The following is a 21,386-nucleotide window of genomic DNA, read 5'->3' as shown; positions in this document are numbered from 1 at the left end:
GCTGGACGCCTGAGTCCCTGCGCCCCCTGAGGGGGCGCAGGGACTCAGGCTTCCAGCGGCCTGCCGTCGTGCAGGGCGATGGCGCGCTGCATCGCCTTGCGGGCGCGCGGGGTGTCCCGGGCGTCGTGGTAGGCGACGGCGAGGCGGAACCAACTGCGCCAGTCGTCGGGGGCGGCCTCGGTCTCGGCCTTGCGCTTGGCGAAGACCTCGTCGGCCGAGTCCCGGTCGATCCGGCCGCCGGGGGTGCGCTTCAGCTCGTCCACGGGCAGGCCGCCCTCGGCGTCGAGCTCGGTGGCGAGGGCGTTGGCCCTGCGGACGAACTGGGTGTTCTTCCACAGGAACCACAGGCCGATCACCGGCAGGATCAGCACCGCCACCCCGAAGGTGACGGTGAGGACCGTGCCGGTCTGGATGAGCATCACGCCCCGGCTGCCGACCAGGACGAAGTAGAAGAGGAGGACGGCGGCCGTGACGGCGTAGGAGAGCTTCGCGCGCATGAGCAGGGGCCTTCCGGGGCTCAGCCCAGGTCCAGGAAGTTCTCCAGGCCGAAGGTCAGGCCCGGAGTGGTCACCACCCGGCGGGCGCCGAGCAGGATGCCCGGCATGAAGCTGCTGTGGTGGAGGGAGTCGTGGCGGATGGTGAGGGTCTCGCCCTCGCCGCCGAGGAGGACCTCCTGGTGGGCGAGGAGGCCGCGGAGGCGGACGGCGTGGACGGGGATGCCGTCGACGCTGGCGCCCCGGGCGCCGTCCAGGGCGGTCACCGTGGCGTCCGGGGCCGGGGCGGTGCCGGCCGCGCGGCGGGCGTCGGCGATCAGCTGGGCCGTGCGGGTGGCGGTGCCGGAAGGGGCGTCGACCTTGTTCGGGTGGTGGAGCTCGACGACCTCCACCGACTCGAAGTAGGGCGCGGCGATCTGCGCGAACTTCATCGTCAGCACGGCGCCGATGGAGAAGTTCGGGGCGATGAGCACGCCGGTCTCCGGGGACTGGGCCAGCCAGCCCGTCAGCTGCGCGAGGCGCTCGTCGGTCCAGCCCGTCGTACCGACGACGGCGTGGATGCCGTGGCGTACGCAGAAGTCGAGGTTGCCCATCACCGAGGCGGGGGTGGTGAGTTCGACGGCGACCTGGGCGCCGGAGTCGGCCAGCGCCTCCAGCTTGTCGCCCCGGCCGAGGGCGGCGACCAGCTCCATGTCCTCGGCGGCCTCGACCGCCCTGACCGCCTCGGAGCCGATCCGGCCCTTGGCACCGAGGACCGCCACGCGCAGCTTGCTCATCTTCGTCTTCGTTCCTTACCGGTGGTGTGTCAGGCGACGGCGTCGTGCAGGCGTGCGGCCTGTTTGTCCTTGAGCGGGCCGATGACCGACAGCGACGGGCGCTGTCCCAGGATGTCGCGGGCGACCGAGCGGACCTCGTCCGGGGTCACGGCGGCTATCCGGGCCAGCATGTCGTCGACGGACATCTGCTCGCCCCAGCACAGTTCGCTCTTGCCGATACGGTTCATCAGCGCGCCGGTGTCCTCCAGGCCGAGGACCGTGGAGCCCTGGAGCTGGCCGACGGCACGGCCGATCTCGTCGTCCGGCAGGCCGTTCTCGGCTACGTGGTCGAGTTCGTCCCGGCAGATCTTGAGGACGTCGTGCACCTGCGAGGGCCGGCAGCCGGCGTAGACGCCGAACAGTCCGCAGTCGGCGAAGCCCGAGGTGTACGAGTACACGCTGTAGGCCAGGCCGCGCTTCTCGCGGACCTCCTGGAAGAGCCGGGAGGACATGCCGCCGCCGAGGGCGGTGTTGAGCACGCCGAGGGCCCAGCGGCGGTCGTCGGTGCGGGCGAGGCCGGGCATGCCGAGGACGACGTGCGCCTGTTCGGTCTTGCGGCCGAGGAGTTCGACGCGGCCGGCGGTGCGGATCGTACGGCTGCCGTCGCGCGGGGCGATGGGGGCGGCCGCGGTGTTCCTGAAGGCACCGGCCTTCTCGAAGGCCGCGCGGACCTGTCGTACGACCTTGTTGTGGTCGATGTTGCCGGCCGCGGCGACCACCAGGTGGGTGGGGTCGTAGTGCTTCTTGTAGAAGCGGCGGATGCGGTCGGCGGTGAGGGCGTTGACCGTGTCGACGGTGCCGAGGACCGGGCGGCCGAGGGCGTTGTCGCCGAACATGGTGTGCGCGAACAGGTCGTGCACGCAGTCGCCCGGGTCGTCCTCGGTCATCGCGATCTCTTCGAGGATCGCGCCGCGCTCGACGTTGACGTCGTCCTCGAGGATCAGGGAGCCCGTGAGCATGTCGCAGACGACGTCGATGGCGAGCGGCAGGTCGGTGTCGAGCACGCGTGCGTAGTAGCAGGTGTACTCCTTCGCCGTGAACGCGTTCATCTCGCCGCCGACCGCGTCGATGGCGGAGGAGATGTCCAGGGCGGACCTGCGCTGAGTGCCCTTGAAGAGCAGGTGCTCCAGGTAGTGGGTGGCGCCGTTCAGGGACGGGGTCTCGTCGCGGGAGCCGACGTGGGCCCAGATGCCGAAGGTCGCGGAGCGGACCGAGGGCAGGGTCTCGGTGACGATGCGCAGGCCGCCGGGGAGGGTGGTCTTGCGGACCGTGCCGATGCCGTTCTCGCCCTTGATCAGGGTTTGGGTACGGGCGACGGCCCGCGCCTCCGGAGAGGTGCGGGCCGTCGTCGTGGAGCTGCTCGACGTCACTTGTCGGTGTCGTCCTTCGTGTCCTCGGCGGAAGCCTCTTCCTCGCCCTCGATCACGGGGATCAGGGAGAGCTTGCCGCGGGAGTCGATCTCGGCGATCTCGACCTGGACCTTCTGGCCCACACCGAGGACGTCCTCGACGTTCTCCACGCGCTTGCCGCCGGCCAGCTTGCGGATCTGCGAGATGTGCAGCAGACCGTCCTTGCCGGGCAGCAGGGAGACGAACGCACCGAAGGTGGTCGTCTTCACGACCGTACCGAGGTAGCGCTCGCCGACCTCGGGCATCGTCGGGTTGGCGATGCCGTTGATCGTGGCGCGGGCGGCCTCGGCGGCCGGGCCGTCGGAGGCACCGATGTAGATGGTGCCGTCGTCCTCGATGGTGATCTCGGCGCCGGTGTCCTCCTGGATCTGGTTGATCATCTTGCCCTTGGGGCCGATGACCTCGCCGATCTTGTCCACGGGGATCTTGACGGTGATGATCCGCGGGGCGTTCGGGGACATCTCGTCCGGCTTGTCGATCGCTTCCATCATCACGTCGAGGATGTGGAGGCGGGCGTCGCGGGCCTGCTTGAGGGCCGCGGCCAGGACGGAGGCCGGGATGCCGTCCAGCTTGGTGTCGAGCTGGAGGGCGGTCACGAACTCCTTGGTGCCGGCGACCTTGAAGTCCATGTCACCGAAGGCGTCCTCCGCACCGAGGATGTCGGTGAGGGTGACGTAGTGCGTCTCGCCGTCGATGTCCTGGGAGATCAGGCCCATGGCGATACCGGCGACGGGGGCCTTCAGCGGCACACCGGCGTTCAGCAGCGACATGGTGGAGGCGCAGACCGAACCCATGGACGTCGAGCCGTTCGAGCTCAGCGCCTCGGAGACCTGGCGGATCGCGTAGGGGAACTCCTCGCGGGTCGGCAGGACCGGGACCAGGGCGCGCTCGGCGAGGGCGCCGTGGCCGATCTCGCGACGCTTCGGGGAGCCGACGCGGCCGGTCTCGCCGGTGGAGTACGGCGGGAAGTTGTAGTTGTGCATGTAGCGCTTGCGGGTCACCGGGGAAAGGGTGTCCAGCTGCTGCTCCATCCGGAGCATGTTGAGGGTGGTGACGCCCAGGATCTGGGTCTCGCCACGCTCGAACACGGCGGAGCCGTGCACGCGCGGGATGGCCTCGACCTCGGCGGCGAGCGTACGGATGTCCGTGACGCCGCGGCCGTCGATGCGCTTCTTCTCCTTGATCACGCGCTCGCGGACCAGCTGCTTGGTGAGCGAGCGGTACGCGGCGGAGATCTCCTTCTCGCGGCCCTCGAACTCCGGGAGCAGCTTCTCCGCGGCCAGACCCTTGACGCGGTCCAGCTCGGCCTCGCGCTCCTGCTTGCCCGCGATGGTCAGCGCGGAGGCGAGCTCCGGGCGGACGGCGGCGGACAGCGCCTCCAGGACGTCGTCCTGGTAGTCGAGGAAGATCGGGAACTCGCCGGTCGGCTTGGCGGCCTTCGCGGCGAGGTCGGCCTGGGCCTTGCAGAGCACCTTGATGAAGGGCTTCGCAGCTTCCAGACCGGCCGCGACGACCTCCTCGGTCGGCGCCTCGGCACCGCCCTTGACCAGCTGGATGGTCTTGTCGGTGGCCTCGGCCTCGACCATCATGATCGCGACGTCGCCGTCCTCCAGGGCGCGACCGGCGACGACCATGTCGAAGACGGCGTCCTCGAGCTCGGAGTGCGTCGGGAAGCCCACCCACTGGCCGTTGATCAGCGCGACGCGGACGCCGCCGATCGGGCCGGAGAAGGGCAGACCGGCCAGCTGGGTGGACGCGGACGCGGCGTTGATCGCGACGACGTCGTACAGGTGGTCGGGGTTGAGCGCCATGATGGTGGCGACGACCTGGATCTCGTTGCGCAGGCCCTTCTTGAAGGACGGGCGCAGCGGGCGGTCGATCAGACGGCAGGTGAGGATCGCGTCCTCGCTCGGCCGGCCCTCACGGCGGAAGAAGGAACCCGGGATCTTGCCGGCGGCGTACATCCGCTCCTCGACGTCCACCGTGAGGGGGAAGAAGTCGAGCTGGTCCTTGGGGTTCTTGGAGGCGGTGGTGGCCGACAGCACCATGGTGTCGTCGTCCAGGTACGCCACGGCGGAGCCGGCGGCCTGCTTGGCCAGGCGGCCCGTCTCGAAGCGGATGGTGCGGGTGCCGAAGGCGCCGTTGTCGATGACGGCCTCGGCGTAGTGGGTCTCGTTCTCCACTAGCGTTTTCTCCGTTACTTTCGTCTGCGTTACGTCTTTTGTCCCGGTCCGCCCGTGTGGCGGGGGGACGGTTGCGGAGAAGCGCGCCGTGCTGTGCGGGCCGGTCTTCGATCGAAGCACCCGGGGCTCGCTTCCCCCCGGGGGCCACTACCGAGGACCGGCGGCGGCTTGGGTGCGCTTCTCCTTGTTCGTTGTCGTGCTGTGTCGTGCGTATTGCGTTGTGCTACCACACTACAAAGCGTGAGTGACACTCCGCACGTTTCCGCACGTACGGCAAAGGGAGCGGCCCCGGGCGTCTCTCCGGGAACCGCTCCCTTCACGGCGTCTTACTTGGCGCCCGCCGCACCGCGGCGGATGCCCAGGCGGTCGACCAGCGCACGGAAGCGCTGGATGTCCTTCTTCGCCAGGTACTGCAGGAGGCGACGGCGCTGACCGACCAGGATCAGCAGACCACGACGGGAGTGGTGGTCGTGCTTGTGGACCTTGAGGTGCTCCGTCAGGTCGGAGATCCGACGCGACAGCATGGCGACCTGGACCTCGGGGGAGCCGGTGTCGCCCTCCTTGGTACCGAACTCGGTGATGATCTGCTTCTTCGTAGCGGCGTCGAGCGGCACGCGTACTCCTCGTAGTCCTTGCATGGCCACCGAGTGCCCCCGGTCTTTGTCTCGGGGAAGCTTCCGTTACTCGGGAGGCGGGGATCCGCTGGGTACTGCCTCCGGGGTCCGCGGGGGACTCCGGGAGTGCGTACACAAACGGCCGTCGTCAAGGGTACCAGTGCCGGTGGGGGGCTCTGTCCTGGGGTTGTGGAAGAAAGTACGGCCCCGGCACGACCGCCAGTAGTGTGACGGTCACAGCGCAGGTACGAGGGGAAGACGAGGGGAAGGGGTCGCGCGGGATGAGCGAGACGGCTGAGGAGACGAAGGCGCGCAAGGAGCGGGAACGGGACGAGCTCTACGCGCTCGACATCTCGGGCGTCGAGTGGCACTGCGCGCCCGGTACCGAGCAGGACGAGGAGCGGGTCGAGATCGCCTACCTGCCCGAGGGTGCGGTGGCCATGCGGTCCTCGCTCGACCACGGCACCGTGCTGCGGTACACGGAGGCGGAGTGGCGGGCGTTCGTGCTGGGGGCGCGGGACGGCGAGTTCGACCTGGAGCCGAACGAGCGCAACGGCGGTCTGGCCGCCCAGTGAGCGTTGGCGCGGCCGGCCGGTGACCGGCGCCCGCGGGGCGGCACGCGCGCGTGCCGCCCTTTCGCGGTCCGTTCGCGGTCCGGCCAGAGCCCCCGGGGCGTCCCAGCCGACGCCGGGGTCGCCTCGTGCCCGCGCTGCCGATGCCGATGCCGAGCACGGACAGCAGGGCGGCCTTGGAGTGCTTGTCGTCTCGGCGGCGAGTTCCCGCCTGACGAAGAAGGCCCTGCCCTGTTCCGCCACGATGTCCGACTGCACCGGGTCGCTGAGCTCGCCCTGGCCGTCGGACGGGAGGGCGCGGCGTTTCGCCGTACTCACCCAGCACTCCCCCGTTCCCCGTGGCATCCGCGCGCAATGTCCCTTTTTCCGGGGCCAGTTCGCCCGTTTTTTCTGTGCTCACGCGAACACCACCTCACCCTGGTCCCCTGCGCCACAGGGGACTCATGGCGAGGGCGGGCAGGATGACAGACGCCAACTGGCACCGAACTGACGGCTCTTGCCCGTTTTGTTCATCGGTTGTTCGGCAATACGAAGGCTCCGCACACCACTTCCGGGCAGGGTGTGACCAGGCGGACCTCTGACGAGAGGCGGACGGGCCTGCCGAGGTGCGGCTCGTGGTGATTAGGCTGGGAGGGGGGCGCGACGTCCGGACCGTGAACAGGACGTCGGTTTCCCGAGGGGGAGAGCCGGTGGATCGGACTACCTCACACGAATTTGGATGCTGAGAACGACACGACATGGTCGTCGCGCCGGCACGGCATGAGGGTGCTCGACCACACCAGGAGGAACTGTGAGCAGCGATCGGGACGGGATCCGCGGGGGCTGGGCCACACCCGGCGATGACCAGCCCGACGCGGAGTCCCTCAACGAGATGACGGGCGAGTTCACGATCGACTACGCGCCGCCCGCCTGGTACACGCAGAACGCGGCCGACGGTTCCGGTCCGGCGGCCGGCGGTCCGGGCGCCGGTGCGGACTCGGCGGGCCCGGCAGGCGCGCCCGGAGCGGTGAGCGGGCCTGGCGCCGGTGTGGGCCCTGTGGGGACGGGTCCTGCGGGTGCGGGTGCCGCCGGTGCTGGTACGGGTCCTGCCGCGCCGCCCCGTTCGCCGTTCCCGCCGGGGGCACCGATCCCCGGGCTGACGCCTCCTCCGCACGCCCAACAGGGGGGCGCGAGGCCTGGTCCCGGGCTGCCCTTCACGCCGCCGCCCCCCGCTCCGCCGACGTCCGGCCCGGGAGCACCGTTCACGCCGCCGCCGACGTCGAGTCCGGGCGCGCCGTTCACCCCGCCGCCCGCGTCAACTCCGGGGGCTCCCTTCACCCCTCCGCCCAGCGTGAGTCCCGGGGCTCCTTTCACGCCGCCGGTGGCTTCGGTACCGAGCGCTCCGGCGCCGGGTGCTCCGGTCACGCCGCCACCCGTTTCGACGCCCGGTGCGCCCTTCACGCCCCCGCCCGCGTCAGTTCCCGGAGCACCGTTCACCCCGCCACCCGCGTCAACACCCGGCGCTCCCTTCACCCCTCCGCCTACCGCCACGCCGGGCGCGCCGTTCACGCCGCCGACGCCCCCGACGGCTTCGGTGCCGAGCGCGGACGCCGGGGCCCTGGCCGCCCCGCCCGCGGCGCCGGCCGCCCCGCCCGCAGCACCGTTCACCCCGGCCGCGCCGCCCGTCGGCGGCCCGGCCGCCGTGCCCGGGCTGCCGGTCGGTTTCGAGCCGCAGCCGGGCACGGCCGAGGAGCCGACGCCGAAGCCCGAGCAGGACAACGGCGACCTGGAGAGCGGTGCGACGATGCGGTTCTCCGCCGTCGCGATGAAGCGTGAGATGGCCGAGGCCGCCGAGCAGACTGCCGCCGAAGAGACGGACGGCGGGGAGGACGAACGGGACGCCGATGTCGTCGCGCTTCCGGTGAGCTCCGAGGCGGAGCCCGAGGACACCCGCGAGGAGGCTGTCGAGGCGCCTGAGCCGTCCGCGTCGGCCGACGCGGGCATCGACATCGACATCGAGGGCGAGGACGAGGACGGGGATCCCCGCGACGAGTTCGAGGCCGTCGACGCCGATGCGGAGGCGGAGGCGGAGGCGGACGCCGACGGTACCGCCGAGGCGGACGAGCCCGTCCAGGAATCCGTCCCGGCGGACGCCCCGGACGCAGGCGAGTCCCGGTCCCAGGACGCGGCCGTCGTCGACGCCCTGGACGACAACGACGACGAGCGCGGCCCCGAGACCGACGGCGCCGCGGCCGCCGTAGCCGCCGTGGACCAGGCCGAACCCCAGGACGCGCCCGCCGCAGCCCCGCAGGCCGCCGTCCCCGCGGCTCCGGCCCCGCCGCAGGACGCGCCCCCGGCTCCCGCGGACGCCGTGCCCACCGTCTGGACTCCCCCGCCGACGCCTCCGACGGTGGTCCCGCCGTTGCCGCCGTCGTACCAGCCCGCGGCCCCCGCGCCCGCGGCCCAGTGGCCGGTCCAGCCGCACGCACCGGAGCCGGCGCCCGGTCAGCCGCAGCCCCAGTCCCAGCCGCAGCCCGCCGCGGCCCAGGGTCCGCAGCCGTTCCAGCCGCAGGCACCGCAGCCCGCGCCCGCCGCCTGGAACCAGCCCGCGCCCCCGCAGCCCGGGCAGCCCTACGCCCCGCAGCCTCCCGCGCCCGATGCCCAGGGCGGCTACGGCTTCCCGCAGCCGGGCGTCCCCGTCCAGCCGCCGCAGGCTCCCGGGGGCTACGGCTTCCCCCAGCAGCCCGGTCAGCCGCAGGCCCCGCAGTATCCGGCCTCCGACGCCCAGGGCGGTTACGGCTTCCCGCAGCCCTCGGTGCCTCCGGTTCAGCCCGGCGGCGGCTACGGCTTCCCGCAGCAGGGCGCCCCCGTCCAGCCGCCGCAGGCCGCTCCGCAGGACCCGCGCACCGCACAGGCACCTCAGGCACCGCAGAACCCGCAGGCGCCCGAGCCGCCGGCTGCCCAGCCGCAGCCCCAACCGCCCGTCGACCCCCGGGCCGGTGCCGCCTGGCCGCAGCCCATCCAGCACGACCAGCGGCAGATGACCAACCCCGGTGCCGCGCCGCTGGGTTACACCGCCGCCGTGGAGCTGTCGTCCGACCGGCTGCTCAACAACAAGAAGCAGAAGGCGAAGAGCGGCCGGCCCGCCGCCGCGTCCTCCCGGTTCAAGATCGGTGGGAAGAAGGAGGAGGCCGAGCGGCAGCGGAAGCTGGACCTGATCCGCACGCCGGTGCTGTCCTGCTACCGGATAGCGGTGATCAGCCTCAAGGGCGGTGTCGGCAAGACCACCACGACCACCGCGCTCGGCTCCACCCTCGCCACCGAGCGCCAGGACAAGATCCTCGCCATCGACGCCAACCCGGACGCCGGCACGCTCGGCCGCCGGGTGCGTCGCGAGACCGGGGCCACCATCCGTGACCTGGTCCAGGCGATCCCGTACCTCAACTCCTACATGGACATCCGGCGGTTCACCTCGCAGGCCTCCTCCGGCCTGGAGATCATCGCCAACGACGTCGACCCGGCGGTGTCCACCACGTTCAACGACGAGGACTACCGGCGCGCGATCGACGTGCTCGGCAGGCAGTACCCGATCATCCTCACCGACTCCGGCACCGGCCTGCTGTACAGCGCCATGCGCGGGGTGCTCGACCTGGCCGACCAGCTGATCATCATCTCGACGCCGTCGGTCGACGGAGCGAGCAGCGCCAGTACGACGCTGGACTGGCTGTCCGCGCACGGATACGCCGACCTCGTGTCGCGGTCCATCACCGTGATCTCCGGGGTCCGCGAGACCGGCAAGATGATCAAGGTCGAGGACATCGTGCAGCACTTCGAGACGCGCTGCCGGGGCGTCGTGGTCGTCCCCTTCGACGAGCACCTGTCCGCCGGTGCCGAGGTCGACCTCGACATGATGCGGCCCAAGGTGCGCGAGGCGTACTTCAACCTCGCGGCGATGGTCGCCGAGGACTTCGTACGGCACCAGCAGATGCACGGCCTGTGGACCAGCGACGGCAACCCGCCGCCGGTCGCCGCCCCACCGATGCCCGGCCAGCCCCTGCCGAGCCAGCAGCCCTACGCACCCGGACAGCCGCAGCCGTACGCGCCCGGACAGCCGTACCCGCCGCAGGGACAGCCGCCGCAACAGGAGCTGTACGGCCCGCCCCAGCCCGGCGCCCAGCCCTACCCGCCGCAGCCGGGACAGCCGTATCCGCCGCAGCCGCAGCCGCAGCCGGGATACGGCTACCCGCAGCCGCCCCTGCCCCCGCAGGCCGCCCCTCAGCAGCCGCCGCAGCCGCCTCAGCCCCCGCAGGGTCAGCCGCCGCAGCAGCAGTAGCCGGAAACGCCGAAGGGCGGTCGGTGCCTCGTCGCACCGGCCGCCCTTCGGCGTACTGCTGAGCCCTCTGCCCGGTCAGGCGTTGTCGGCCGCCACCAGCTCCCGGCAGCGCTTGACGTCCTCGGCCATCTGCTCCAGCAGCGCGTCGAGCGAGTCGAACTTGGCCTGGCCGCGGACGTAGGCCAGGAAGTCGACGGCGACGTGCAGGCCGTACAGGTCGAGCCCGACACGGTCGATGGCGTACGCCTCCACCGTGCGCTCGGTGCCGTCGAACTGCGGGTTGGTGCCGACGGAGATCGCGGCCGGCATCACCTCGCCCTGGGCGTGCAGGAAGCCGGCGTAGACGCCGTCGGCGGGGATGGCGGTGTGCGGGAGCGTCTCCACGTTGGCGGTGGGGAAACCCAGCTCGCGGCCGCGCTGGGCGCCGCGCACGACCACGCCCTCCACCCGGTGCGGGCGGCCCAGGATCTCGCGGGCACCCGCCATGTCGCCCTCGGCGACCAGGCGCCGGGTCAGGGTCGAGGAGAACGGCTCGCCGCCGCCCGCCTCCCCGCGCACGAACAGGTCGACGACCTCCACCTCGAAGTCGTACACCGTGCCCTGCTCGATGAGGAACTCCACGTTGCCCGCGGCCTTGTGGCCGAAGCGGAAGTTGGGACCCTCGACGACGGCCCTGGCGTGCAGCTTGTCGACCAGGACCTTCACCACGAAGTCGGCGGCCGACAGCTTCGAGAACTCGGTGGTGAAGGGGAGGATCAGCACCGCGTCCACGCCCAGCTCCGTCATCAGCTCGGCGCGGGTGTGGTGCGGGGCGAGCAGCGGCGGGTGGCTGCCGGGGCGCACGACCTCGCTGGGGTGCGGGTCGAAGGTGACGACGACGGCCGGGATGCCCAGCTCACGGGCGCGGTCCACGGCATGCCGGATGATCAGCTGGTGACCGCGGTGCACCCCGTCGTAGGAACCGATGGTGACGACGCTGCGCCCCCAGTCCTCGGGGATGTCCTCCAAGCCACGCCAGCGCTGCACTGTGTCCGCTCCTCGAACCTGTGTCCGTTGTCCCTCTTACGCAGGTCTAAGGGTGCCATGTTTGCCGGACCCGTCTCACACCGGCACGGTCGCTGTGACCGGGCGCACGTGTCCGCGGTCACGCGGGGACCCGGACGCCCGCCAGGTTTCCCAGCATGCGGCGGGTGCTGGGCCCGACCACCGCGGCCCATTCCTGCGGGGTGTCGGTGAGCCAGCGGGCCATCAGGGCGGCGAATCCGGGCACGTGCCGGCCGAGGTCGACCAGCCCGCGGTCGAACAGGGTCGCCCCGTCCGGGGTACGGACGAGCAGCAGCCCGGTGCGCCTGACCAGCTCGCGCATCCCGTCGCCGTCGGCGTCGGCCCCGCGCTGTGCGGCGGCCGCGTGCAGCAGCGCGTCGAGGACGCCGGGGTCCCGTTCACGGTCCAGCAGGAACTCCAGGAGCTCCTGGCGCAGCGGTCGTGAGGCAGGGGCTCCGGCCGCGCCGAGTACGGTCGCGAGGGCCGCCCGGACCGGCTCGGGGCCGTCGTCGAGCAGCTCGGTGACCAGGGGCAGGAGGACGGCACGGGCCTCGGCGCCCTGGTCGAGGCGGCGCTCCACGAACCCGGCCACCTGCCCGGCGAGCTCCGGCCGCAGCTCGGCGGCCTCCAGGACCAGTTCGGTGACCCGCCGGGCGAGCGTGGGTGTGGTGACGTGGGCGAGGGTGCGCAGCACCTGCGCGGCGTCCGGTCCGCGCAGCCGGGCGCGGAAGGCCTCCAGGACCTCCTCGGGGTGGCTGACCAGGGCGGGCATCAGGGCGGTAGGGGTGAGCTGGTGGTCGCCGGTGGCGAAGTGCGTCAGCGCCTGCGGGAGATGGCAGGCGCGGGTCGCCGGGTCTCGGACCAGCAGGGCGAGGGCGCCGCCGTGCACGGTGCAGTCGGCGGGGCGGGCGAGCAGGGCGAGCGCGGCGTAGCGGAGCAGTTCGCGGTCGGGTTCGCTGCGGACGTGCGGGGCGGTGCGCAGCCCGTGGGCCATGGCGGCCACCCGGCGGGCCGGGCGCTCGTCGTGCGCCCAGCGGTCCACGGCCCGGCACACCGCCGACGGCTCGTCCTCGGCGAGTACGGCGAGCAGTTCGTCGCCGCGCCGGTGCGCCGCGTCCACCAGGACCTCGGTCAGGTCGTCCAGGGCCCGGTGCCGGTGGGTGTGCAGCAGCGCCTGGGCCGCCGTCGCCACGGTGGCGTGCGGCATCGCGGGCAACGGCCGCTCGTCGTCGAACCACCGGGTGAGATACGGCTGTACGGCGGTGGGGTCGGCGGCCAGCAGCCGGGCCACGGCGTCCAGGAAGCGCGGGGCTGCCGTGCCCTCGGGCTCCTCCGCCGGCGGACGGGTCGGCGGCCCGGTCGGCCGGGTCGGCCTGGCTCCGAAGCGGCCGATGCCCGCGGTCTCCGGCAGCGGCTCGTCGGCCAGCACCAGCCTGCGCAGCAGATCGAAGCGGTCGGCGGCCGGCAGGGCGAGCGCGGTCCAGAAGTCCGGCCCGAACTCGGGGGACGGGGTGCGCTGTTCGCCCACCACGCGGTCGGCGAGCCGCCGCAGCACCCCGGTGTAGGGGGTCGCGTCGGGCAGCCGCAGCAGGGTCTGTGCGATCAGCCGAGCGGCCCACCAGGAACCGGGGTCCAGGTCGAGGGCGTGCGTCAACTCGTCGAGCCGGGGCGCGAGTTGGGTCGGTCCGTAGTCACGGTCGAGCAGCAGCAGGGCCTGCACGACCGGGCCGACCCTGTGGTGCGGGACGGGCAGGGGGTGGGCGCCCAGGGGGGTGCGGGGGCGGTGGACGAGGGCGTGCAGGGCCTCGTCCAGGTCCAGGTGCATGCCCTGGATCCAGTCGGCGAGCTCCTCGTGGGCGAAGCGGTAGCCGCCGCCGGCGGGCACCAGCAGGCCCTCGGTGAGGACGGCGGAGGCCCAGCCGGAGCCGCCGCCGAGGTGGGCCGGGACGGGCCCCCAGGGGAACACCGCTTCGAACGACTCCCGGTCCAGCTCGCCCTGCCCGGGGCCGAGGCTGCGCCGGGCGGCCTCGTGCACCTGCCCGGAGACCCGAGCCGCGAGGCGGCGTACGGCCGTACCGCGCAGACCGTTCTCCGCGGCCAGCCGGACCGCGATGCGCAGGCACATCAGGTCGAGGTAGGCGGCGAAGACGTCGTGCCGGTCGATGGGGTCGTCGGCGGCGGGGGCGTCCGGGAGGGCGGCGCGGACCTCGGAGAGCAGGCGCAGGGCGAGGGGGTGGCGGGCGTCGCGGTCGATGAGGGCGCCGTCGGGGATGCCGTAGCGGGAGCGGGCGCGGCGGGCCTCGTCGAGGGTGAGGTCGGTGAGCCGGATGCACGGGGGGTCGCCGTCGGTGCCATGACCGTGGCCGTGTCCGTTGCCGTGTCCGTGCAGGAGGTCGGGGGGGAATTCGGCGCCGGCGCGCTCCCAGTACTCCTCCCGGCAGGCCACGAGCAGGCGGGCGCCGGTGTCGCGCAGCCAGTCCGCGGTGCCCTCGGTCCAGGCGGGGAGCCGGTGGGCGAGGACCGGGGGCATCTCCTCCGGGCCGTCCAGCAGAAGGAGGAGCGGACGGCCGGCGCGGGCGGCGAGGCGGGCCAGCCGTTCCACGCTCAACTCGCCCAGGTCGCCGGGGAGTTGGGAACGGGAGGCGGCGACGATCCGGACCGCGCGTTCCAGGGAGCGGCGGGCCGCGGAGGCGACGGAGTCGTCCGCGTCCTTGAGGTCGGCACCGCGGAGCCAGAGGGTGGGGGCCGGGTTCGCTTCGCGGTTGCGGCGGGCGGCGAGGGCGGCGAGTTCTGTGGTGCGGCCCGTTCCGGGGGCGCCGACGAGGGCCAGGACGGTCCCGGTGACGGTTTTGGTGCCGGTGCCGGTGCCGGTGCCGGTGCCTTCGGCGAAGGCTGACAGCTCCGTTGAGATGGTCGATCGTTCGACGGGCTGTACGGGGTCCGTGTATTCGCCTACGAGTGCCGTGAAAGGTGGTGGCGCGGCTGCGGGTGCGCTGTGGCTGGTCGCGCAGTTCCCCGCGCCCCTTTGGGGCGCTCCGGTGCGGGGCGCTCCAGGGTGGAGCGTTCCGAGGTGGGGCGTTCCGGGGTGGGGTGCGCCGGTGTGGGGTGGTGACATGCGGGGGGTCTTGCGGCCCACGTAGCCGGCCAGGGCTCCCGGGGGGCCGTCCTGGCCTACCGAGGTCGCTGTCAGTTCCAGGATTCCGGCCAGGTTGAGGTCGATGCCGTACGCCGGGACCGTGGCCGCGTTGGTGGCCAGCAGGTCGGCCAGGGGGCCGCTGCTGGGGTGGTGCAGGGGGACGGCGAAGCCCACGTCCCGCTGGCCGGACTGGAGGGCGGTGCCGAGGACCGCCAGGACCGCGCCGGTCTCCGCGTCGAGGACCGGGCCGCCGGCCGCCCCGCCGCCCAGTCGCAGCGCGTCCCGGCCCGCCGTGCCGATCGCCAGCTCCAGGGCGTCCTCCAGGAGATGGAAGCGGTCGGTGGCGGTGTACGTCACCTGGGTCGCGGCCAGCACCCGGGCCTCGCGCCAGCGGTCGGCGGCGATCCGGACGTAGGCGCCGGCCGGGATGCGTTCCCGTACGGTGACCGGGAGCGGGTCCACGGCCAGGCCCTCGGTGCGGACCAGGGCCAGGTCGTAGGCGGGCAGCGGGACGACGGCGTCCGAGCCGACCACGCAGGTGCGGTCCCCGGCCGCGTGCAGCACGATCCGGGCGAGGCCGTCGACGGCCTCGTGACTGGTGATGAGCGTGCCGTGATGATCGGCCAGGAAGCCGGTACCGCGCGGCCGTCCGGCGAGGTCGCGGATCCGGACCAGCCGCTCGTCGAGCCCCGGTCCCGTCTCCTTCTCCGCCTCCCGCGTACCGTCCGCCGTCCGGCGGCCGCTCCCGGTCCGCGGACCGCGTCCCGCCATGATCGAACCTCCCCGCCCGTACATCCGTGCCCTCGACTTCGACCGTAGGGGCGAAATGATCAGCGGGACAGAGCGGGCGGTGAACGCGCCCCCCTCTGCTCCCCCGGTTCACTCCGAGCGCCTGCTCGGTCGGGTGAATAGGCCGGGGCGGGTGGATACACCCTAGGGGTGGGGGAACCGAGGGGGGACCGTGGAGCGGCGGCGGCGCCAGACCCCGTGGTCGCCGCTCCACGGGGAGAGCCCTACGAGCCCTACGAGCCCTACGAGCTCAGCCGGCTCAGGCGAAGACGGCGAGGCTCTTCGCCTTGCCCTTCTGCTCCTCGACGAGCGCCAGGAAGCGGCCCTCGGGGTCGAACACGGCGACGGGACCGGCGCCCGCGTACTCGTCGGGCATCTCCAGGCGCATGCCGTTGGTGAGCAGGCGGGCCCGCCTGGCGTCGACGTCCCAGCGGCGGAACGCGGCCCCGGCCGCCTCCGCGATCGGCATCACGGTCAGCTCCTGCTGGAGCTGGTCGAGGGTGCGCGCGGAGTCCAGCTTGTACGGCCCGACGCGGGTGCGGCGCAGCGCCGTGAGGTGGCCGCCGACGCCCAGGTCGGCGCCCAGGTCTCGGGCGAGGGCGCGGATGTAGGTGCCGGAGGAGCAGACGACGGAGACGACCAGGTCGAGGACGGGGGTTCCGTCCTCGGCGACGGCGTCCCGGACGTCGTACACGGCGAACGACGAGACGGTCACCGGGCGGGCCGGGATGTCGAAGTCCTCGCCGTCCCGGGCGCGCTTGTACGACCGGACACCGTCGATCTTGATGGCGCTGACCTTGGACGGCACCTGCATGATGGTGCCGGTCAGCTTGGCGATGCCGGCGTCGACGGCCTCGCGGGTGACCTTGGAGGCGTCGGTGGACGAGGTGATCTCGCCCTCGGCGTCGTCCGTGACCGTGTTCTGGCCGAGCCGGATCGTCCCCAGGTACTCCTTCTCGGTGAGGGCGAGGTGCCCGAGGAGCTTCGTCGCCCGCTCGATGCCGAGAACGAGGACGCCCGTCGCCATGGGGTCGAGGGTGCCGGCGTGCCCGACGCGCCGGGTGCGGGCGATGCCCCGCATCTTGGCGACGACGTCGTGCGAGGTGAAGCCCGACGGCTTGTCGACGATGACAAGGCCGTCGGGCGGGGTGGGCTTGCTGGTCATTCGGTGGCGTCGTCCGTCTCGTCGGCCTCGTCTTCCGCACCCGGCTTCTTGTACGGGTCGGCGTCTCCGGCGTAGTCGGCGCCCGCGGAGGCCTCGCGGACCTTCTGGTCGGACTGGCGCGCCCGGTCGAGGAGGTCCTCGATGTTCCGGGCGGTGTCCGGCAGGGCGTCCGCGACGAAGGCGAGGGTCGGCGTGAACTTCACGCCGGCGGCCCGGCCGACCTCGGACCGGAGAATGCCCTTGGCGCTCTCCAGACCGGCGGCGGCGGCCTTCCGCTCCTCCTCGTCGCCGTACACCGTGTAGAAGACGGTCGCCTCCCTGAGGTCACCCGTGACCCGGGTGTCCGTGATGGTGACGTGGGTGCCGAGCCGCGGGTCCTTGATCCCGCGCTGCAGCTTCTGGGCCACCACCTCTCGGATGAGGTCCGCCAGCCTTTTAGCCCGCGCGTTGTCGGCCACTGGTCCGTCTCCCGTTCTTTCTTCTTGTCGTTCTCAAGTCTCAGGTCTAGTCGTCGTCGCCGTGGAAACGCCGTCGCACGGACAGCAGTTCCACCTCGGGGCGGCCGGCGACCAGCCGTTCGCACCGGTCGAGTACGTCGGTCAGGTGCGCGGCGTCGCCGGAGACCATGGCAAGGCCGATGCCGGCCCTGCGATGAAGGTCCAGATGGTCCACCTCGGCCGCGCTCACGGCGTACTTCCGCTGGAGTTCGGCGACGATCGGGCGGACGACGGAGCGCTTCTCCTTGAGCGAGTGGATGTCGCCGAGGAGGAGGTCGAAGGACAGAGTCCCCACGTACATGTATGTATCCGGTTAACCCGCCGGCACGGGATCGATGGCCCTGTCAGGAACGGTACCCCGTCCCTGCCGGGGGCTCGACCGACTTTCCCCGGCGATGAGGGTCGGCCGCGTCACCCGCCTTCCCTGCCACCCGCCCGACTCGGTGGGCCAGGAGGTGACCGCCACGGGGCTCCGCCCCGGACCCCGACCTCGCCCACCCACCACCCGACTCGGTGAGCTGAAAAGGTGCCCCCTCGGGCGGTGCCTTCTCGGCCGACCGAGTCGGGTGGTGGGTGGGCAAAGGCCCGGGGTCTGGGGCGGAGCCCCGTGGCGGGCGTGTCCCGACGGGAAAAGTACCGGCCGACGGAAGCGGACTCCCGTCGGCCGGCTACCCACCGTGGGCGTTACACCCGCGGCTTCTCGCGCATCTCGTACGTCGCGATGACGTCGTCGATCTTGATGTCGTTGAAGTTGCCGAGGTTGATACCGCCCTCGAACCCTTCGCGGATCTCGGTGACGTCGTCCTTGAAGCGACGCAGGCCCTCGATGTTGAGGTTCTCCGCAATGACCTTGCCGTCGCGGAGGAGGCGCGCCTTGGTGTTGCGCTTGACCTCGCCCGAGCGGATGAGGACACCGGCGATGTTGCCCAGCTTGGACGACTTGAAGACCTCGCGGATCTCCGCCGTACCGAGCTCGACCTCCTCGAACTCCGGCTTGAGCATGCCCTTGAGGGCCGCCTCGATCTCCTCGATCGCCTGGTAGATGACCGAGTAGTACCGGACGTCCACGCCTTCGCGCTCGGCCATCTGCGCCGCGCGGCCGGCCGCGCGGACGTTGAAGCCGATCACGATGGCGTCGGAGCCCATCGCCAGGTCGATGTCGGACTCCGTGACCGCACCGACGCCGCGGTGCAGGACGCGGATGTCGACCTCTTCGCCGACGTCCAGCTGGAGCAGGGAGGACTCCAGGGCCTCGACGGAACCAGAAGCGTCACCCTTGATGATGAGGTTGAGCTGCTGGACCTCGCCGGCCTTGAGCACCTTGTCCAGGTCCTCGAGGGAGACGCGGCGCGTGCGCTTGGCGAACGCGGCGTTGCGCTCACGGGCGGCGCGCTTCTCGGCGATCTGTCGGGCCGTACGGTCCTCTTCGACCACCAGGAAGTTGTCGCCCGCACCCGGGACGTTGGTCAGGCCGAGGACCTGGACCGGCGTCGACGGGCCGGCCTCGGCCACGTTGTTGCCGTTGTCGTCGAGCATCGCCCGGACGCGGCCGTACGCGTCGCCGACCACCATCGTGTCGCCGACCCGCAGCGTGCCTCGCTGGACGAGGACCGTCGCCACGGCACCGCGGCCGCGGTCGAGGCGGGACTCGATCGAGATGCCCTGCGCGTCCTGGGCCGGGTTGGCCCGCAGGTCGAGCGAGGCGTCCGCGGTCAGGACGACCGCTTCGAGCAGCTCGTCGATGTACAGACCCTGCTTGGCGGAGATGTCGACGAACATGGTGTCGCCGCCGTACTCCTCGGCCACCAGGCCGTACTCGGTCAGCTGACCGCGCACCTTGGTCGGGTCGGCGCCCTCGACGTCGATCTTGTTGACCGCGACGACGATCGGGACGTCGGCCGCCTTGGCGTGGTTGAGCGCCTCGACCGTCTGCGGCATGACGCCGTCGTTGGCCGCGACGACCAGGATCGCGATGTCGGTCGACTTCGCACCGCGGGCACGCATGGCGGTGAACGCCTCGTGACCCGGGGTGTCGATGAAGGTGATCCGACGCTCTTCGTCGTTGACCTCGGTCGAGACCTGGTAGGCACCGATGTGCTGGGTGATGCCGCCGGCCTCGCCCGCGATGACGTTCGTCTTGCGGATGGCGTCGAGCAGTCGGGTCTTGCCGTGGTCGACGTGACCCATGACGGTGACGACCGGCGGGCGGACCACCAGGTCGTCCTCGTCGCCCTCGTCCTCGCCGAACTCGATGTCGAAGGACTCGAGCAGCTCGCGGTCCTCCTCCTCGGGGCTGACGATCTGGACCGTGTAGTTCATCTCGCCGGCGAGGACCTCGAGGGTCGCGTCGGAGACGGACTGCGTGGCCGTGACCATCTCGCCGAGGTTCATCATGACCGCGACGAGGGACGCCGGGTTGGCGTTGATCTTCTCCGCGAAGTCGGTGAGCGACGCGCCGCGGGAGAGACGGATGGTCTCGCCGTTGCCGCGCGGCAGCATCACGCCGCCGACGCTCGGGGCCTGCATGGCCTCGTACTCCTGGCGACGCTGCCGCTTCGACTTGCGACCGCGACGCGCCGGACCGCCGGGACGGCCGAAGGCGCCCTGCGTGCCACCACGGCCGCCGGGACCGCCGGGGCGACCGCCGAAGCCGGGACGACCGCCGCCGCCACCGCCGGGACCGCCGCCGAAGCCGCCGCCACCGCCGCCGGGAGCACCGCCGGGACGACCGGCGAAGCCGCCGCCACCGCCCGGACGGGCGCCGCCACCGGCACCGCCGGGACGACCGGCGAAGCCGCCGCCGCCACCGGGACGACCGGCGCCGCCGGGACGACCCGCACCGCCGGGACCGCGACCGCCGCCACCGGGGCCGGGACGCGGGCCGGCAGCGGGACGCTGCGGCATCATGCCGGGGTTCGGACGCGGACCCGCGGAGCCGCCGCCGGGACGCGGACCGCCCTGCGGGCGGGGCATGCCGGACGGGCTCGGACGGGAACCGCCGGGAGCCTGCGGACGCGGACCGCCGCCCTGGGCGCCGGGCGCCTGGGGACGGGGACCGGCGCCGGGGGCACTGGGGCCACCCGGGCGCGGACCGCCCTGCGGGCGCGGGGCCTGCGGGCGGGCCATGCCGGTGGAGCCACCGGACGTGAAGGGGTTGTTGCCGGGACGCGGACCGGCCGGACGGGCACCGCCCGGACGGGGGGCGCGCTCACCGGGACGCTGACCGCCGCCCTGGCCCGGACGGGCCTGACCCTGGCCGGGGGCGGGACGACCGCCGGGGCGCGGGGCGCCCTGACCCGGACGGGGACCGGCACCCTGCGGGCGCGGGCCCTGCGCGGCGGCCGGGCTCGGCGCCGCGGCGGCCGGAGGCGCCGGCGGAGCGGTGAACTCGGGCGCGGCCGGAGCCGGACGCGGGGCGGGCCTGGGACCCGGACGCGGGCCGGAGGCGGCCGGCGCGGGGGTGTCCGGAGCCGGGGCCTGGGCCGGAGCCGGGGCCGCGGGCGCCGCCGAGGCCGCAGGCGCGACCGGCGCCGCGGGCTGCGGGGCAGCCGGGCGCGGGGCGGCCGGCTTCGGGGCACCAGGACGTGCCGCCTGCGCCGGAGAGGGCGCGGCGGGCCTGGGGGCCGCCTTGCGGGGGGCGGGCTTACCGCCGCCTTGGAAGGCGTCGGTCAGCTTGCGTACAACGGGCGCCTCGATCGTCGAGGACGCCGAACGGACGAATTCACCGAGTTCCTGGAGCTTGGCCATGACGACCTTGCTCTCAACCCCGAACTCCTTGGCGAGTTCGTATACCCGGACCTTAGCCACTTCGCTCCTTTTAGGTCCGGGTGCGTCCGGACCGTCGCTACTTCATGGGCGTACTCATCGCGTGCTCATCGAGTGCTCATCGCAATCTCGACCTACTTCCAACTCGCGGGGTACCAGAGCCGCACGGACGTTCCGAACGACGCTTCTTACGGTGTTACTGCTCGACGTACCGGCGCAACGCCTTTACGTCGAGCGGACCCGGGACGCGGAGCGCCCTCGGAAGTGCCCGGCGGCGTACCGCCTGGTCCAGACAGACCTGGGCGGGGTGTACATATGCACCCCGGCCGGGCAGCGTACCGCGAGGATCGGGGACGCATTCGTCCTCGACCACCACGATCCGCAGCAGTTCGGTCTTGGCCGCTCGCTGCCTGCACCCCACACAGGTGCGCTCAGGGCATGCGCGGGCACGCGTCCGGCCAGACACTGCTAAGTCTACCTCCCCGCACCGACCTCACCCCTTCGGGGCAAAGATCGAACGGCTGTTGTCGTAATCCAAGCGACCTGCGGCTTGGAACTATTCCCCCCGTCCGGGTGAACCGCGGACGGGGG

Annotated in this window: 14 protein-coding genes; 2 read left to right on the top strand and 12 right to left on the bottom strand. The window is 72.6% G+C overall.

Going from position 1 to position 21,386, the window contains the following annotated elements; genetic code table 11:
* Nucleotides 1-44 precede the first annotated feature (44 nt).
* The 5 genes from ABZ887_RS46485 to rpsO form a co-directional block, all read right to left on the bottom strand.
* Nucleotides 45-497, bottom strand: coding sequence for a hypothetical protein (locus ABZ887_RS46485; protein ID WP_361304906.1), 453 nt, complete (start codon nt 495-497; stop codon nt 45-47).
* Nucleotides 498-517: 20 nt separating this feature from the next.
* Nucleotides 518-1,270, bottom strand: a complete 753-nt coding sequence (gene dapB, locus ABZ887_RS46480; RefSeq protein ID WP_361304904.1) for a 4-hydroxy-tetrahydrodipicolinate reductase — start codon at nt 1,268-1,270, stop codon at nt 518-520.
* 29 nt (nt 1,271-1,299) lie between these two features.
* Nucleotides 1,300-2,679, bottom strand: a complete 1,380-nt coding sequence (locus ABZ887_RS46475; protein ID WP_361304902.1) for a pitrilysin family protein — start codon at nt 2,677-2,679, stop codon at nt 1,300-1,302.
* Nucleotides 2,676-4,901, bottom strand: a complete 2,226-nt coding sequence (locus ABZ887_RS46470) for a polyribonucleotide nucleotidyltransferase (protein ID WP_361304900.1) — start codon at nt 4,899-4,901, stop codon at nt 2,676-2,678. The genes ABZ887_RS46475 and ABZ887_RS46470 overlap by 4 nt, the downstream gene beginning before the upstream one ends.
* 326 nt (nt 4,902-5,227) lie before the next feature.
* Entirely contained in the window at nt 5,228-5,515 is a 288-nt protein-coding gene (rpsO, locus tag ABZ887_RS46465; protein WP_351713889.1) for a 30S ribosomal protein S15, read from the bottom strand.
* Nucleotides 5,516-5,796: 281 nt separating this feature from the next.
* Here rpsO and ABZ887_RS46460 point away from each other — a divergent pair, with 281 nt between their 5' ends.
* Nucleotides 5,797-6,090, top strand: a complete 294-nt coding sequence (locus ABZ887_RS46460) for a DUF397 domain-containing protein (protein ID WP_361304898.1) — start codon at nt 5,797-5,799, stop codon at nt 6,088-6,090.
* A 787-nt stretch (nt 6,091-6,877) separates the two neighbouring features.
* Nucleotides 6,878-10,399 (top strand): SCO5717 family growth-regulating ATPase, encoded by a 3,522-nt coding sequence (locus ABZ887_RS46455; protein WP_361304896.1) that lies wholly within the window; start codon nt 6,878-6,880, stop codon nt 10,397-10,399.
* A 75-nt stretch (nt 10,400-10,474) separates the two neighbouring features.
* Here ABZ887_RS46455 and ABZ887_RS46450 read toward each other — a convergent pair whose 3' ends face one another.
* From ABZ887_RS46450 to ABZ887_RS46420, 7 genes are all read right to left on the bottom strand, one after another.
* Entirely contained in the window at nt 10,475-11,425 is a 951-nt protein-coding gene (locus tag ABZ887_RS46450; RefSeq protein ID WP_361304894.1) for a bifunctional riboflavin kinase/FAD synthetase, read from the bottom strand.
* Between the two features lie 118 nt (nt 11,426-11,543).
* The gene (locus ABZ887_RS46445; protein ID WP_361304892.1) at nt 11,544-15,350 is read right to left on the bottom strand and encodes a trypsin-like peptidase domain-containing protein; all 3,807 of its coding nucleotides are present in this window, start codon (nt 15,348-15,350) and stop codon (nt 11,544-11,546) included.
* 277 nt (nt 15,351-15,627) lie between these two features.
* Entirely contained in the window at nt 15,628-16,533 is a 906-nt protein-coding gene (truB, locus tag ABZ887_RS46440; protein ID WP_361304890.1) for a tRNA pseudouridine(55) synthase TruB, read from the bottom strand.
* A complete protein-coding gene (gene rbfA, locus ABZ887_RS46435; RefSeq protein ID WP_361304888.1) occupies nt 16,530-16,991 on the bottom strand; it encodes a 30S ribosome-binding factor RbfA in 462 nt (153 codons plus the stop codon). The genes truB and rbfA overlap by 4 nt, the downstream gene beginning before the upstream one ends.
* A gap of 46 nt (nt 16,992-17,037) precedes the next feature.
* On the bottom strand, nt 17,038-17,331 hold the full coding sequence (locus ABZ887_RS46430) for a DUF503 domain-containing protein (RefSeq protein WP_046732584.1): 294 nt from the start codon (nt 17,329-17,331) through the stop codon (nt 17,038-17,040).
* A 383-nt stretch (nt 17,332-17,714) separates the two neighbouring features.
* Nucleotides 17,715-20,837 (bottom strand): translation initiation factor IF-2, encoded by a 3,123-nt coding sequence (infB, locus tag ABZ887_RS46425; protein WP_361304886.1) that lies wholly within the window; start codon nt 20,835-20,837, stop codon nt 17,715-17,717.
* Nucleotides 20,838-20,991: 154 nt separating this feature from the next.
* Nucleotides 20,992-21,261, bottom strand: coding sequence for a YlxR family protein (locus tag ABZ887_RS46420; RefSeq protein ID WP_359216149.1), 270 nt, complete (start codon nt 21,259-21,261; stop codon nt 20,992-20,994).
* Between the last annotated feature and the right edge of the window lie 125 nt (nt 21,262-21,386).

The organism is Streptomyces sp. NPDC047061, assembly GCF_040643955.1.
In the GTDB taxonomy this organism is placed as follows: domain Bacteria; phylum Actinomycetota; class Actinomycetes; order Streptomycetales; family Streptomycetaceae; genus Streptomyces.
This window is presented reverse-complemented; position numbering and strand designations above follow the sequence as displayed.